Below are 12408 nucleotides of genomic sequence, written 5' to 3'. Positions count from 1 at the left end.
GATGCTGTTTTAAAAATTCTTCCTCTTTTTTGATTTGGGATGGCTGGCGGTGCTAAGGGTCAAGGTTCGTTTATGGGCCGTATGGCAGCACCGGGAGTTGCATTGGGAGCATTAGCAGGTGCTGGAGCTACTAAATTAAATGAGCAGCGTAAGATTCGCCAAGAACGTGCTCGGCAAAATGATCAGCCAAAGGAAAATCCGGATAAGCCAGTCGTCGATCACAGGAAGCAGGATCAAGAATCGGCAGAAAAATTATCCAAGGCTGATACACCTGAGGAATCTAACACTGACAGTAATCGATCAGCGGGTGGCGAAGATAAGGGTCAATCTGCTGATGCTGGAAACTCAAGCAACACAGCAAATGATAAGCGCGGTCAAGAAGCTGCTGATAAACTTAGTCAAGATCCTGATTCAGAAAATCAATCATCGTCTAATGGCCAATTGCCTTCTGATACTCAATCGAATGAAAATGACAGATCATCCAAGTTAAATGGTGATAACAAGGGACAAGAAACTGCCGAAAAATTATCAAGTTTCAATGGTTCCTCTGAGGGAACTGAAGATGGAACTGGTGGAAATCAAAATAATGAAAGTACCAGTTCCACTCCTTCCACTCAGCAACGTCTAGAACAAATGGAACGCCAGCAACGGCAAAGTGAAGAACGAGTTCAACGAATTCGTCAAAAAGCGGCGCAACGGCAAGCGCAGCTGAAACAGAGAAGACAACGTGCGATGCAGCAACTGGCACAAGATTCAAAAGATCCACATCAGTCGGCTCATCAAAAATAAGCGGAAATAAGTTATGTTGAAAACGAAAAATCTATTATGGATTGTACTTGGAGCTGTCATTATTGTGATTGGCGGCGCTTCCTATATGTAACACAATACGAAGAACACGCAAAAAACTGACTATTCTTCATCAAGCATCAATTCATGGAAAAAGGACCAATTTAAAATTGGGACCATCGAGGATGTAAAAAAGGCAGCCAAAACCAATAATGTTATTGTTTTGTTTACAAATGACCCTAGTCGAAAAACAATTAGTGAAAACACGAAAAAAGTAATTTTAAAGCTTGAAAAAGAAAATCCCAATTCTTCACCAACAGTGGTGACAGCTGGTAATGTTCGGCCAACTGCTTTTGGCTTAAAAAGTACTGTTCGTGATGAAGTGCTTTATCCGGATATGAGTAATTTATTCAGTGGTTTCACTGCTGAACAAATTTCAAATATGAAAGCACCAAAAGACGTGATGATTGGTGTAAATAAAGGTTGGACCGGTGAATCAGCTGATACTAATCATGTTGATAGCGGGTCTGCGATAGGTGATCTGAATGATGACGAATATCTAATTCATGATTTTACTGCTCTTTATTATGTAAATGGGTTTGATAATAGCAATACTTTCATTTTTAAGCAAGACAATAATAGTTAATTAAACTTATATAAACAAAAAGGGAACAGGTTTTAACCTGTTCCTTTTTGTTTATATATTGTATAGAAAATGCTTATTCATTATTTTCTAATATTTATCTTTTTTCACAAAACTAACATGTGATTAAATTGGGATTATGAGAGCTAGACCAATTGTTTTCGGTCGAATTGAGCAAGTGTGCTTATCATAAAAGAAAGACCAGCCCCGAAAATGTGGGACTGGTCTTTTTTACTTTTGTTAACAGCTATTATGTTAGGTAAGGAAACAATAGGCGGACGGAATAACGCATCCTATGCTACTGGTTATTATGTTGGACAAGCTACACAATAGGATCTCGCAATTTCGGAGGTTTGGTTAGCAGCATAAACATATAGGGAAGCAACTTTTAATTGTTAACTCGAATAAAAATTAAAATCAAAAATGACATTTTTTCTATTCATTGTTAAATATGAGACTCTTAATATAGTTAATCCAAGTCTTTTTACCAGTAATCACCGATACTTTACCTTCTAATCCATACCGAATTTGATCATAATCTGCATTCTTTAGGGCCATTTTAGCTCGAATTAAGTAAACATTTCCTTGTTTTGTTTCAATTGGTGCGTCATCAATGTGCTCAATAACACCATTTAACAAAAATGGTTTGGGACCTGTTTGATTAGCTTGAAAACGAATTTTTTGATCATCTTTCAGGTTGTTCATCTGGTTAGCAGGAACTGTAAAGCTTACTACAAGCTTTGTTTGATTGGTCAAAACAGGATAAATGTGTGCCACTTGGTAAGTATTGCGATTTTTCAGTAGCATCTCTTAGATGTATGACCCCATCCGTTGGGGATTTAATCATTGCATGGTTAGCTGTGTTCGTTAATGATTCTTGGTTGCTTTTTAAGTCGATTTGACTATCATTTAGATTTTGAATTTCTTGGTTAATACTAGTGAGAGTTTTCGATTTCAGTGATTGTTTTTTTTGATTTGCTGACTGGTTACTTTGACTAATTTTTTTGTCTTTATTTTTTTGTTCAGTGTCGCTTTGATTAACGTCATCAATGTTTTCCTGATTAGACAAATTAATATCATCTAACTGACTTTGATAGTCAGTATATTGGTCTGAGTATCCATATTCGTCATTCGTCGTAAAAAGATTTTTTCCTTGCTCAACACTTTGTTTATAAGTGTTAAGAGCCTGCAAACGACTATTTGTTCGATTAATTTTTTGTTGATTGTTATTCTGATTAATTGACGTATCTTTATCATTGAACACAATTAAAGTGTCACCTTGATGAACGACTTTGTTTTCTTTCAAGTCATTTTCTATAATGGCTGAGTTGTTGGCCGACTGAATCGTGGTTAATGTTGTTTGCGGAATAATTTGACCTATTGATTTGACTGTAATTTCTTTCTTGGTAAAACATAAAAATACAAAAATCAGAATAATAGCCATAACAATTGGCCAAATTAGTTTAGTCGTGAAAGTCCCATAGCGACGTTGATAAAACTCGGCACTTTCTAATTGGTTATGATTAATCAAATTTTATCCCTCACTTTATTTCTGAACTAGATTTGTGTAGGCTTCATTTTTTCCAATTAGGTCAGAATGTTTGCCATCTGCCACTATTTTTCCATTTTCCAACATAACTAAACGATTAACACGCTCTGCAATTGTCAAACGGTGGGCCACAAAAATAATGGTTTTATCAGTTAAAGCTAATAAGTTATCAATTACTTTCTTTTCAGTTAGTATATCTAGATTACTAGTTGATTCATCAAGAATAAGTATTTTGGAATCCGTTAGGAGTGCTCGTGCTAATGAAAGGCGCTGTCGCTGACCGCCAGAAAGCATTCCTGAATCGGTAATTTCAGTATTAAATCCCTGTGACATCTTTTCAATATCTTCTCGAATCCCAGCAATTTCAGTGGCTTTAAAAATCGCTTCGTTCGTAATTGGCTTTTTAACACCTAGCATTAAATTATCGATAATGGTACCTGTAAAAAGATGCGGTTCCTGTGGTACATAGGTGATTGTTGTTCGAAGAGACTCTTTTTTAAAGTGTCGAATATCATGGCCATTAATCGTAATTTCCCCATGATTATCCTCTAGCTCAAAGAAGCGTACAAGAAGCTTTACAAGCGTTGATTTACCTGAACCAGAAGTACCAACCAGCGCAATTTTTTCATTGTTGTGAATGGTTAACTTTAAATGATTAAAGATAGGTTGATTATATTGATACTCAAAAGAAACATCTTTGAACTGGACTGTTAGATGATGACTATCAATGACTAAGCGCTTTTCCTCGTCTTTAAATTCAGATGTCACGGCATATATTTCTCTTAACCGATGGGCAGCAACGATGGCAGATTGAATCTTACTTTGAAGGTTAATAATGGACTGCAAGGGTTCGGTAAAATAACCTAAAAGAGCGTTATAAGCCATTAACTCTCCAATCGTTAAACGTCCCTGAACAACTAAATTAGCACCGTACCATAACACGATTACTTGAAAAAGGAGTTTTAGAGTACCTTTTAAGGCCTCCTGAATGGCAGTCATGCGTGCTTTAGCAAAAGAGTTTTCCAAAAAACGAACATAATTTTGATCGATTTCCTCGTAACCTGTTGCTTCAGCACCTAATGCTTTAATCGTTTCCATTCCATTTAAGCGCTCAATAACGGAAGCCTCAAGATCTGCACCCGAGCGCATGGTCTCGTGATTTAGACGTGAAAAGGTTTTAACAAAGGCTAAAACAATTAAACTATATACTGGGATTGATAGGGCTGTGATCAAGAACAAGTTAGCATTATAGCTGAGTAACACAATTGCCATGATAATGACAATGACTACGTCAATGAGCATGGAAAGAATTGATGAAGCCACTGCTTCAATGACAGAATTTGCGTCATTAAAACGAGAAGTTAATTTCCCTACTCGTCGAGTATAGAAAAAATTCATAGGCAACTTGAAAAGATGCTTGATGTAGGAAAGAATGATGTCAATCGACAACCGTTGTCCGAGAATAATGAGCAAGTACTGTTGTACATAGGTCATTATCTGTTGAAAAATATATGCTGAAATCAATCCTAGACTGACGATGGAGAGGGTGCCCATCATGTTATTGGGAACGTATTCGTCAACTAACAGTTGAATAAAGTAAGATCCTACAATACTAACTAAAGTTACAAAAAGTGAAGCCGCTACGATATTAGCAACTAGTCCTTTTTGTTTGAAAATGACTGTTGACAGTCCGCTTAGACTATTTGTACTTTCTAATTCTGGTTTGAATTCAGGGTTTGGAGCAAAAAAGAGGGCAACGCCAGTCCATTGGTGGCTAAATTCCTCATAAGTCATAGATGTTTTTTTTACATCTGGGTCAGGATCGGCAATTTTAATGGTGTTTTTAGTTGCCTTATAGACGACATAATAGTGTTCCAATAATTGGCCATGGTCAGGTTTTTGTATGTGAACGATAAATGGAAATGGCAGTTGCTTTGGGTTATTAAATAGGCTCATATCAGCTCGGATGGCCTTAACATCAAAATTGATTTTTTCCGCAGCTTTTTTTAACCCTAATGCGGTAGACCCTTCCAAGTTTGTCTTAGCTAAATTACGTAGTCTAGCGATGGAGATATTATGTCCGTAAGTCTTTGAAACCATGGCTAAGCAGGCAGTCCCGCAGTCTCTTTCGTCTACTTGTGATATATATTTGAATTTCATATTTATTTTATTCCTTAGTTAGCATGAATTAAGTTGAGATGCAATGTATGTTGAACAAAAATATGATAAAACCTTATTGTTTATGAACACACAAAATTTTATCATAATTGAAGAAGATAACTAAAATATAACAACTTTTGGCGTTGATATAAGAATGAATTAACTTTGATGATTAAAAGAGTATAATGTGAAAAAACATATATAATATCTAGATAAAACCCATAAATTATCTATATAAATATATTATTTATATGAATAATATGGTAAAATTTGGGCAATAAATTTTATTTATATCATTGTAAGGAGGGAGAGAAAGAGAATGATGAATAATATTAATTCTTTGAATTTTATTGATGAAGATGAACTATCTTGTATCAATGGAGGAGTTGTATTGACTGATGGCGGAGGTGCTTATTTTTCTAATGCTACCACTGGTAGTGATGGTGGTGCCTTTGGATTGTGGGATTGGATGACGTACGGACGTTAATCAAAAATAAAATTAAAAAAGTAGTCTCATAATAAAAGCCTCAAAATTTTCTCCAAAATTTTGAGGCTTTTATTATGAGTAAATTTACGACAAAGCAGCAATGATTTTTCAACTATTATAAAGGACTGACAACCGATATTCAAACGGTATCAGTCCTTAAAGTCGGTCAATGACATATCTTAAGTTAGGATTCACATTAAATCATAATATTTAAGACTGCTTTTTTACCAGAAGTCAAGCCCATTAAGAGATTCGATTTCTTTTATTTTTGCTAGAAATAGTATTTTTGACATACCTAAATCATTATCATAATAGGTATTGATGCAATTACGTTTGCAAGCATATGTTGAGCAATGCTTGCTGTTAATTTTTTAGTTTTTCGATAAGTTAAAGCTAAGGATATTCCAGTTATAAAATAAGACAAAAATGCAATAATATTATTCTCGGTTATTAAGAAAGAGTGTAAATGAAGATAAGAGAATATTAAAGATGATAGTATAACGCTAAAAATACCCATTTTTTTACGTTCAAATATGTTCATAACATACCCTCTAAAAACTATTTCCTCTAAAATCGGGCCAAACAATATTATAAATGACAACATAATTGATAATATTGGTGCTGATAATCCTTGTAGTATCTGTAAAATGTTTTCTTGGTTCTTATAATTAGTTGTGATTTCTAATTTTGTACTAATTAAACGTATCAAATATAGAAGGGCCATTTGTAGTATATAATTTTGTATAATTATTCGAACGTCATACCAGTTCAACTTTTCAAATATTTTTACTTTTGTAATCGCTTTGACAATAAAAACAGCAATACTGATACTGAAAATATATAATGCTACACTAATTGACTGCGACAAAAGAGAATAGGATGATCCCGAAATATATCCTGCTACTAAAACTATAGCAATTAACAATATCAGAACAAAAATCTTTTTTATTATCTTCATTGACTTTCTTTCCTTATACATAATCATAATCTTTTAAAAATCCCACTTTGGTTAGTTATTATATCAAATTATTTTTACTAGTTATTTTAATTTTCTTTTGTTTATAACAGTGCCGCTGGTTTTACTAATTTCACTTTTTATGTTTCTAATTTCATTAATTAGATCTTGTATTTCTGTTAGGATCTACAAAAAATGATGTGTTCATTTTATCAGAAAAATAAGAATAATCAGCTTTAAAGAGGTTATTTCAAAGAAAAATTTTAAACTGTTGCATTAAGACTTGACAAATGCCTTAGTTCATTTACCCCAAAGCGCATTATTAAAAGCAACAGAAGGCGAATTTAGTGAGTGGCAGCAATGATTTCATTGCCAATAACTCTTATATTTTTTTGCATATATGCAAACCAAAGAAGCCCGATGTGGCTTCTTTTTTTTTACTTTTTTTAGTTGGTGGTCACCAAGGGCCTTTACACATAGTAGGAGTATAACATGAATAACAATACAGGTTTAGATTTGCGGCAAATTATTAAGGGGTATCGAGTTAGTCATTCCATGACTCAGAAAAATTTGGCCGATTCTTGGCAAGTACCACAACGTGCGATTTCAAGATGGGAACAATCCGCCCAATCAAATCCTTCAATTGAGTCATTGTTGCATATCTCTTCTGGTTTAAATCTATCAATTGATGAATTGATTGAACAGACTTTTGTTAATGAAGAGGAGGACACATCAAATGCAAAGAATTAACCTCCAACAAATTCAGTCATTTGAACAATTTTATCGAATTCCAAAAATCTTTTTTACTTCAGAAAAATATAAAGATATGAGATTGGAATCCAAGACAGCCTATGCCATTTTAAGAGACCGGTTTGAATTGTCCTTAAAAAACGGCTGGGTTGATGAGCAGCAAAATGTTTACTTTGTTTTCACGGTTGCAGCTTTGCAAGAAATTTTAGGCTGTGGCAAAAACAAAGTGATTGCCATTAAAAAAGACTTAGCTAAATATGGGTTGCTCGAAGAAGAAAAAATGGGTTTCAATCGTGCAAATCGTCTTTATATTGGCGCAGTAACAAATGATTCTTTCTCAGAAAACTCCCTTGAACCCTTGGGAGACAAGGAGGTTTCAAAATCAAACCTCCGGAAGTTTGAAAAGCAAACCACTGGAGGTTTGAAAAATAAACCTCCAAAGGTTTCAAAATCAAACCCTAATGATACTGACTATAGTGATACTGAATTAAGTGATACTAAGCCAAATGAAAAACGAGATGATGATGATGACGTATTAACTCAATCTGCAGAATCGGAATCGCAAAAGGAAAAATTGCTGATTGATCAATATCGAAAAGAGACAGGTGGATCAATTACTCAAGTGAAAATACAACGGTTGTCAGAATTAGCAAAGTATCATGGTCCCTTAATTGTTAGTGAAGCCATCACGAAAGCAGCGCTAAATGATTCGTCAAATCTTTTTTATATTGAACAAGTTATCGACACGCTAGAACAAGAAAAGCAACAATGGCAGAAAACATTAAGTGAACAGTCTACTCAATCAAAAGAAATAGCACCTAAAGTGCCAATGTTTCGTTTTGACAAGTTGTAAAACAACAGGAGGACAAAAATTATGAGTATGAATATTGCAGCATTACGTGGTCGTTTAGTTATGAAAACCGAGTTGGCCCGCACGGCTTCTGGTAAAACTTTTACAACCGGTCGGATTGCCGTACCAAGAAATTTTACGAATAAGGATGGAGAACGGCCAACCGACTTCTTCCGCTTTGTTCTCTGGGGGAAACAAGCACAGAATTTTGTTGAATTGGTTGATCAAGGTGATCGTATTGGTTTAGATGGTCATCTTCAAAGTAGTTCATACGAAAAAGATGGCTATACCCATTTTGTAACTGACATTTATGTAGACCATTTTGATTTGATTGAAACTCGTCAAGATAAAGAAATCCTTCGCCACCAGTTAGCAGAAAATGAATTAGTTTCTGACGGCAATGATGAGGTTGTTGTAACCGATGATGATTTGCCCTTTTAGTTTTGGAAAGGAGATAAAAGTATGAATAACATTGATATTTCTATTGCTAATTATGAAAAAAGAAAAAATGCTGGTTTGTATTATGCGGCCGAAGTAAACGGAGTGAATCAGAAGCTAGTTAAACAAAGTAGTAAAGCTCCAAAAAATTTAGCGCTGCAGAAAAACATTAAGATTAGAGAATTAAAAAATGCCCCATTGCCATACGCAAAACATATGAAATGGTTAGCCCATCCATATTATTAATTAATACATTTCAGAGAGACTAGGGAGGGAGAAGTGTAATGGTTACTAAACAGTTGAGCTTATTTAAAACTAAAGAAACAATGCTAACTGACCGTGTTGAGCAGGTGATAAAAGAAACAATTATTAATTGCAACACACAAACAGTTAAATATAAAAAGCAAAAGAAAATTCGTCAATTACAAAAATATATTGATTTCTTGACTATCAGATTAAGCTTCATCCCAATCACGAGTGAGCAACATGCAATATTGAAATTTAAGATTGATCAAGAAACCAAAAACCTCAATCAATTAATCATGAAGGAGGAAGAAAATGAAGACTAAAAAAGAATATTTACGTTTTACTTTTTTAACAGGAAATGGATTGGAACATCAGTCAGATGGCAAAACCATTGAGCATTATGGCTTAATACCTGAGAGTCTGTCTTCGTTCAAAATTCCTAAAATGAGTTTGATTGCCGTGGTTGAAGATGACAATCAGCCAATACGGTTTGCCGTAACTACAAGTAACAAAATGCAGAAAGAAATTAGTGATAAGGGACAAGAAAAAACTGATTCTTTTAAAATCATTTTTGTTCCTGATCAAAATGATGCCTTGATGAAAACAGTCATACGAATTGCTTTAACAACTGGTCGAGTGCGGCCAATGCCAGGTGAATTATCATGAAGCGAATTGAAACCTTTTTCTACAGACTTATGCACATTATTGCAGTAGTGGCCGTTGTGTTAATTAGTGTTTTAACTTTTAAATCTTATCAAGCAGTGACAGCCGGTGATTTTTCAGAAACGCCCAACGTTTCTTCTTCGGATATCATTCAGTCTTCAAGTAAAAATCGAATTTTGATTGTTTTTTATAAACCAGGAACCCAACTTGAAAAATCTGCTAAAAAAGTGATGGACAACCAAGTCGGTTCTCAGATTGGCACAAATAGTATTAAAGTTGTTTATTTGAATCAGTTTTCTGACCAAACTAAAAAAATTGAAAAGAATTTTGAACTTAAAGTTCATTCAAATTTTTATATTGTACCCGTCTATCAAGGCAATGTAGGTATTCAAATTTCTGGTATGAATCTAAATCAGTTAAATCAATTTATCGTCTCAAATAATGACGTTGATAGTTCTAATTTGAAAAGTATTTTAACTACGAATTGGGGGCAGTAAGAGATGTTTAAGAAATTTCATTTAGCACCAGGGCAATGGCAATTTTTTCTTGAAGATAAGATTATTCTTCGTCAAAGATTATATGCCGTTGTGACATTTTCCTTGATTGCATTCTTGTTAATTTTTGCCATTGTTGATCGACAGGGTGAGCCAATTAATATTCAACCAACAAAACTGAATACGCCCATTTCAGTTGGTGGTGATTCCTCACTACAAGTTCAAATGACCTCTGCACAATTTAATCCTGATGCACATATTGCAGTATTTAAATTTTCCGCTACGGGAATTGCCAATGACTCTGTTTTAACGGGAGATGAATTAAAGTTTTCTGGGAAAACTAGTCAAGGTGATGGCGAGATTAAGGTGATCCCGACATTGAATAATCAATGGGTGGTCATTGTGACTGATTTAGATAAAACGTTTGGGGCAATTCAAATTCAAGCCAATTCAAATATGCCACAAAAAATCACGCCGGCAAGTAATGTTTCATCTGATTTTTCAAGTTCTTCCGATTCTACTGCTCAAGCTTCACCGAAAGCCATTTTTTCAGTTATTCAAAAAAAGATTTCGCGGAATTATCATTTGAAAGATCAATCTGCTAAGCAAGTTACTTTGTCTTCAATCGAATCTGAGAAAAAGCAAAATCAACAAAATATTAAGAACATTCAACAACAAATTTCGAGTGCTAATCAGTTGATTAATTTTGACAATCAACAAATTGAAAAGCTTCAACAAAATACCGATTCAATTACTCAAGATGAAGCTAATAAGCGAAACGTGACCGTCGATAATTTGCGAAATGAAATCAATTCAACGAACCGATCTTTGACTGATCTGAATCAAAAATTAAACGATGCTAACCAAGAAACTAATTCATTAAATCAAAAGAAAAATGATGTTGAAAGTGGCAAATTCAAATTCCCTGATATTCAAAAAGCCACGAAAATTAAGTAGTTTTGTTGGGAATAATCTGTACATACGCTGTACACACTCTGTACATACAGCGTATGTACAACAGGTGAAACCGACAAAATTTACCCCATTTTCTGTACATACGCTGTATGTACAAGAAAAAATGGAGGTGGACACGGGAAATCCCCACACTGTGGGGTCCAACGCTTGCGTGTGGACAATTTCCCCTTATGCTCTGTTTTTATGATTTTGTACATACGCTGTACATACAGTTTGTACATACGCTGTACAGAAGAAAAGAGGTGTTAAGTTGACAAAAGAATTGCGAGTTCGATATATCGATGACCAGGATTATCAAGCGTTAGTGAAGATGGGGGAAGAAAATGGTTACGAAACGACAGCTGCTTTTATGCGTGATGTAATTAAAAATCTAACTAAAGAAATGACTACACCCCAAAATAATATAGCAAAGGTTTTAGAAAAAATTGAAGCGAATAAAAATGAAATTTTGCAATCAAATTCTTTAATTGAATCAATTCTTTCTGACCAAGTTGAATTATTAAATCGAATTTTAGAGGATAACTATGACTAACCAATATCAAAGACATAATTTCCGTTTTGATGAAGATGCCGAGAAAAATCTACAAGTAATTTTTAATTGGGTGAATCAAAATAATGATAATTTTGAATATGAGATGAGTAAAACGGATGTAGTTAAATTTTGTTTGATGATGATTGCAAAATTGTTCGTCATACCTTATGAAAAAAACAACCAAAATACTTATGCCAATCAATTACAAAAAATAGAAAAAGCTTTAAGACAGAACAACTTAACGGAAGAAAATCGATTAAAACTAATTTTAAACGAATTAACTCAAATGAAAATCGTGCTATTGAATTTACCGTTAAATGGTGAACTGCAAAACTTTACGGAAGAAGGTTCAATTCCATATCAACGTAATCAAAAAATTAAAGAATTGATCAATCAAGAAATCGAAAGAATTCAAAAGCAAAACAATAATTAGGAGGAGTTAGATGGCAGACAAAGAAATTGAACAACTTCAATCATTGCTTTTGCAACTTGATCAATTGGATGAAATTTTTTGGAAAGCCAAAAATCCAATCACTGATATACCTGAAGAAGAAAGATGGTATAAGACAATTGGCGATTCAGATTCTCACGGCAATTGGTTGTTGCCAGCTGAATTATTGGGACTGGATATTGCACATACACAAAAAATTAAAGTACAAAGAACAATCGTCGGAGAAATCCGCGTATTGATACATGAAATCCTAGAAAAAGAAGGAAGTGATTTTTCACATTATTTGTCAAATGATGAATTAGAAAGACTGAAAGAAAACGTACGATGGGCTAAGAAATTTGGCTTGTCTAATTCGCAATGCGCAGAAGTCTTGGGCGAAAAAACAGAAGCAATTAAGTCAATTTTAAAAAAGAAATAAAACTGGTTTTT

General features: G+C 34.1%; 18 protein-coding genes. 14 read left to right on the top strand and 4 right to left on the bottom strand.

Annotated features, from left to right (window positions below; translation table 11 throughout):
* Positions 1 to 39 precede the first annotated feature (39 nt).
* Together FT12353_RS00350 and FT12353_RS00345 are read left to right on the top strand one after the other, a co-directional pair.
* On the top strand, positions 40 to 789 hold the full coding sequence (locus FT12353_RS00350; RefSeq protein ID WP_203616892.1) for a hypothetical protein: 750 nt from the start codon (positions 40 to 42) through the stop codon (positions 787 to 789).
* A gap of 220 nt (positions 790 to 1009) precedes the next feature.
* On the top strand, positions 1010 to 1432 hold the full coding sequence (locus tag FT12353_RS00345) for a hypothetical protein (RefSeq protein WP_203616883.1): 423 nt from the start codon (positions 1010 to 1012) through the stop codon (positions 1430 to 1432).
* Between the two features lie 432 nt (positions 1433 to 1864).
* Here FT12353_RS00345 and FT12353_RS00340 read toward each other — a convergent pair whose 3' ends face one another.
* The 3 genes from FT12353_RS00340 to FT12353_RS00330 are packed head-to-tail and all read right to left on the bottom strand — an operon-like array spanning position 1865 to position 5138.
* Positions 1865 to 2134 carry a hypothetical protein gene (locus tag FT12353_RS00340; RefSeq protein ID WP_373299288.1) on the bottom strand — a complete coding sequence of 90 codons (270 nt, stop codon included), beginning with the start codon at positions 2132 to 2134 and terminating at the stop codon, positions 1865 to 1867.
* A gap of 4 nt (positions 2135 to 2138) precedes the next feature.
* On the bottom strand, positions 2139 to 2960 hold the full coding sequence (locus FT12353_RS00335) for a hypothetical protein (RefSeq protein WP_203616879.1): 822 nt from the start codon (positions 2958 to 2960) through the stop codon (positions 2139 to 2141).
* A 15-nt stretch (positions 2961 to 2975) separates the two neighbouring features.
* Positions 2976 to 5138, bottom strand: coding sequence for a peptide cleavage/export ABC transporter (locus FT12353_RS00330; protein WP_203616876.1), 2163 nt, complete (start codon positions 5136 to 5138; stop codon positions 2976 to 2978).
* A gap of 319 nt (positions 5139 to 5457) precedes the next feature.
* Here FT12353_RS00330 and FT12353_RS00325 point away from each other — a divergent pair, with 319 nt between their 5' ends.
* A complete protein-coding gene (locus FT12353_RS00325) occupies positions 5458 to 5625 on the top strand; it encodes a hypothetical protein (protein ID WP_203616867.1) in 168 nt (55 codons plus the stop codon).
* A 295-nt stretch (positions 5626 to 5920) separates the two neighbouring features.
* Here FT12353_RS00325 and FT12353_RS00320 read toward each other — a convergent pair whose 3' ends face one another.
* The gene (locus tag FT12353_RS00320) at positions 5921 to 6583 is read right to left on the bottom strand and encodes a CPBP family intramembrane glutamic endopeptidase (protein ID WP_203616865.1); all 663 of its coding nucleotides are present in this window, start codon (positions 6581 to 6583) and stop codon (positions 5921 to 5923) included.
* A gap of 489 nt (positions 6584 to 7072) precedes the next feature.
* Here FT12353_RS00320 and FT12353_RS00315 point away from each other — a divergent pair, with 489 nt between their 5' ends.
* From FT12353_RS00315 to FT12353_RS00265, 11 genes are all read left to right on the top strand, one after another.
* The gene (locus FT12353_RS00315) at positions 7073 to 7330 is read left to right on the top strand and encodes a helix-turn-helix transcriptional regulator (RefSeq protein WP_047974774.1); all 258 of its coding nucleotides are present in this window, start codon (positions 7073 to 7075) and stop codon (positions 7328 to 7330) included.
* Entirely contained in the window at positions 7317 to 8183 is an 867-nt protein-coding gene (locus tag FT12353_RS00310) for a replication initiator protein A (RefSeq protein ID WP_203616863.1), read from the top strand. The genes FT12353_RS00315 and FT12353_RS00310 overlap by 14 nt, the downstream gene beginning before the upstream one ends.
* Positions 8184 to 8204: 21 nt before the next feature.
* Positions 8205 to 8621, top strand: coding sequence for a single-stranded DNA-binding protein (gene ssb / locus FT12353_RS00305; RefSeq protein WP_203616862.1), 417 nt, complete (start codon positions 8205 to 8207; stop codon positions 8619 to 8621).
* 21 nt (positions 8622 to 8642) lie between these two features.
* Positions 8643 to 8864: a hypothetical protein gene (locus FT12353_RS00300; RefSeq protein ID WP_047974773.1), complete on the top strand. Its 222-nt coding sequence runs from the start codon at positions 8643 to 8645 to the stop codon at positions 8862 to 8864.
* A gap of 38 nt (positions 8865 to 8902) precedes the next feature.
* Entirely contained in the window at positions 8903 to 9187 is a 285-nt protein-coding gene (locus tag FT12353_RS00295) for a hypothetical protein (protein WP_203616860.1), read from the top strand.
* Positions 9177 to 9530 (top strand): hypothetical protein, encoded by a 354-nt coding sequence (locus FT12353_RS00290; RefSeq protein WP_203616858.1) that lies wholly within the window; start codon positions 9177 to 9179, stop codon positions 9528 to 9530. Before FT12353_RS00295 ends, FT12353_RS00290 begins: the two co-directional genes overlap by 11 nt.
* Complete coding sequence (locus FT12353_RS00285) at positions 9527 to 10024, top strand: hypothetical protein (protein ID WP_203616856.1); 498 nt, start codon at positions 9527 to 9529, stop codon at positions 10022 to 10024. Before FT12353_RS00290 ends, FT12353_RS00285 begins: the two co-directional genes overlap by 4 nt.
* A 3-nt stretch (positions 10025 to 10027) precedes the next feature.
* Positions 10028 to 10978 (top strand): hypothetical protein, encoded by a 951-nt coding sequence (locus FT12353_RS00280; protein WP_203616854.1) that lies wholly within the window; start codon positions 10028 to 10030, stop codon positions 10976 to 10978.
* Between the two features lie 268 nt (positions 10979 to 11246).
* The gene (locus tag FT12353_RS00275; protein ID WP_203616851.1) at positions 11247 to 11528 is read left to right on the top strand and encodes a hypothetical protein; all 282 of its coding nucleotides are present in this window, start codon (positions 11247 to 11249) and stop codon (positions 11526 to 11528) included.
* Entirely contained in the window at positions 11521 to 11961 is a 441-nt protein-coding gene (locus tag FT12353_RS00270) for a hypothetical protein (RefSeq protein ID WP_203616847.1), read from the top strand. The genes FT12353_RS00275 and FT12353_RS00270 overlap by 8 nt, the downstream gene beginning before the upstream one ends.
* A 10-nt stretch (positions 11962 to 11971) precedes the next feature.
* Entirely contained in the window at positions 11972 to 12397 is a 426-nt protein-coding gene (locus FT12353_RS00265; protein WP_203616845.1) for a hypothetical protein, read from the top strand.
* Positions 12398 to 12408 lie beyond the last annotated feature (11 nt).

Source organism: Fructobacillus tropaeoli (assembly GCF_016860625.1).
In the GTDB taxonomy this organism is placed as follows: Bacteria; Bacillota; Bacilli; order Lactobacillales; family Lactobacillaceae; genus Fructobacillus; species Fructobacillus tropaeoli.
This window is presented reverse-complemented; position numbering and strand designations above follow the sequence as displayed.